We start from the raw sequence: 2,480 nt of genomic DNA on the forward strand, positions 1-2,480 counted from the left end.
GTGAGCGCTGTTGCGGCACCACCTTTCGCGCGTGGTCATGAGCCACGATGCTCGGAGCCTTTGAGGGCTTCGACACATGACGATTTCAGAGCTTACGCTTAAGTCCAGGGACGAGGAGCCGGTTCGACGGCTTGAGATATTCACGGGTTCTGGACGGCGGCGCGAATGGTTGCCGGAGGAGAAGGCGCGGATCGTGGCGGAAAGCTACGATGCCGGCGAGACCGTGAGCGCGGTGGCCCGGCGCTATGCATTGTCCCCGCAGCAGCTGTTCGCCTGGCGCCGGTCCGCGCGGGTGCCGTTGGGGAATGCGCCGGCACCGGAGCCATTGTTTGTTCCAGCAGTGGTCGCGGCGGCACCGGAGCCCGAACCGGCGGGGAAGCGCGCGAGATCGACGCGCAAGCGGAAGGCCGCGCGAGAAGCCGGCGTGATCGAGCTGGAGATTGACGGCGTCGCCATGCGGATCGGTCGTGGCGCCGACGCCAGGACGGTGGCGGCGGTGATCCGTGCGCTGAAGGCGCCGTCGTGATCGGGCCGACGGGTGCGGTCAAGGTGATGGTCGCGACGAAGCCGGTGGACTTCCGCAAGGGGGCCGAGGGCCTGGCGGCGCTGGTACGCGAGACGATGGGCGCCGATCCATTCTCTGGCGCGGTCTACGTCTTCAGGGCCAAGCGCGCCGACCGGGTCAAGCTGGTGTACTTCGACGGCACCGGCGTGTGCCTGCTGGCGAAGCGTCTGGAGGACGGGAAGTTCTGCTGGCCTGCCATCACCGATGGCGTGGTGAGGTTGTCGGCGGCGCAATTGCAGGCGCTCCTGGAAGGGTTGGATTGGCGGCGCGTGCATGACGCCCGTGAGACGCGCGCGCCGGTCGCGGCAAGTTGATTCCATGGGCGGCTAGAGACGCTGGCAAAGCATTGGAATGCATGATTGAATCGGCCTTGTGAGCAACCCGGCCGAGCCTCAGACCAACGATCCGATCGCGCTTCAAGCGATGCTCGCGGCGGAGCGCGCCGAGAACGAGCGGCTGCGCCAGATCATCAAGGAACTGCAGCGCCACCGCTTCGGCCGCAGGGCAGAGAGCCTGCCCGTCGAGCAGCTGCTGCTGGGCCTGGAAGAGGCCGAGCAGGTCGAGGCGGAGGGCTTCGCCGCGGAGGACACCGCCGATCCTGCCAAGCGCGAGGCTCGCGCCAGCAAGCGCCGCACCAACCGCGGTGCACTGCCCGCGCACCTGCCGCGTATCGAGCAGGTCATCGACATTCCCGACAAGATCTGCCCGTGCTGCAAGGGCATGCTGCACGTCATGGGCGAGGATCGCTCCGAGCGCCTCGACATCGTGCCGGCCCAGTTCCGTGTAATCGTCACGTGCCGGCCGAAATACGCCTGCCGGAGCTGCGAGGAGGTCGTTGTGCAAGCGGCGGCTCCATCGCGGCTCGTCGAAGGCGGCATCCCGACCGAGGCGACCGTCGCCCATGTTCTGGTCGGCAAGTACGCCGACCACCTTCCGCTGTATCGCCAGGCGCAGATCTATGCCCGCCAAGGCGTGAACCTGGATCGATCGACGCTCGCCGACTGGGTCGGCAAGGCAGCCTTCCTGCTCCGGCCGGTCCACGAGCGGCTGTTCGAGCGGCTGAAGGCGTCCGGCAAGCTCTTCGCCGACGAGACCACGGCGCCGGTGCTCGATCCCGGGCGCGGCCGAACCAAGACGGGCCAGCTGTTCGCTTACGCCCGCGACGATCGCCCCTGGGGCGGGATCGCTCCACCTGGCGTCGCCTATCTCTATGCGCCCGACCGCAAGGCCGAACAGCCACTGCGGCACCTTCAGGGCTTCGTCGGAATCCTGCAAGTCGACGGCTACGCCGGATACCGGGCGTTGGCCGAGCGCAATGCCGTGAGCCTGGCGTTCTGCTGGGCGCATGTCCGTCGACGCTTCTACGAACTGGCCCAGTCCGGACCCGCGCCGATCGCCACGGAGGCGCTCCAGCGCATCGCCGAACTCTACAAGATCGAGAGCGAGATACGGGGACGCTCGCCCGAAGAGCGGCGCACCGCCCGCCAGGAAAGAAGCCGCCCCGTCATCGATACCCTCCAGCCATGGCTGCGCGAGAAGCTCGCCCTGATCAGCCAGAAGAGCAAGCTCGCCGAAGCAATCCGCTACCCGCTCTCGCGCTGGGCCGGACTTGGTCGCTTCCTCGACGACGGCCGCGTCGAGATCGACTCTAACGTCGTCGAACGCTCGATCAGGCCAATCGCCCTCAATCGGAAGAATGCGCTCTTCGCCGGTTCCGACGGCGGTGGCGAGCACTGGGCGACCATCGCCTCGCTCGTAGAAACCGCGAAACTCAACAGTGTCGACCCGTACGCCTACCTCGCCGACGTCATCACTCGCATCGTTGCAGGCCATCCGCAAAGCCAGCTCGACGACCTGCTGCCCTGGGCCTATGCCCCCGCGCCACTCAAGGCCGTGGCCTGAGAACAGCGGTTAC

General features: G+C 67.3%; 3 protein-coding genes. All 3 read left to right on the forward strand.

Going from position 1 to position 2,480, the window contains the following annotated elements; all coding sequences use genetic code 11:
* Positions 1-76: 76 nt before the first annotated feature.
* The 3 genes from tnpA to tnpC all read left to right on the forward strand — a co-directional run bounded on the left by tnpA (position 77) and on the right by tnpC (position 2,467).
* Positions 77-526 carry an IS66-like element accessory protein TnpA gene (tnpA, locus tag AB4136_RS33295; RefSeq protein WP_137902237.1) on the forward strand — a complete coding sequence of 150 codons (450 nt, stop codon included), beginning with the start codon at positions 77-79 and terminating at the stop codon, positions 524-526.
* Between the two features lie 26 nt (positions 527-552).
* Positions 553-879 carry an IS66 family insertion sequence element accessory protein TnpB gene (gene tnpB, locus AB4136_RS33300; protein WP_224690299.1) on the forward strand — a complete coding sequence of 109 codons (327 nt, stop codon included), beginning with the start codon at positions 553-555 and terminating at the stop codon, positions 877-879.
* Between the two features lie 109 nt (positions 880-988).
* A complete protein-coding gene (gene tnpC, locus AB4136_RS33305; protein ID WP_137902238.1) occupies positions 989-2,467 on the forward strand; it encodes an IS66 family transposase in 1,479 nt (492 codons plus the stop codon).
* Positions 2,468-2,480 lie beyond the last annotated feature (13 nt).

It is taken from the genome of Mesorhizobium sp. 2RAF21 (assembly GCF_052115345.1).
GTDB classification, from domain to species: Bacteria; Pseudomonadota; Alphaproteobacteria; order Rhizobiales; family Rhizobiaceae; genus Mesorhizobium; species Mesorhizobium terrae.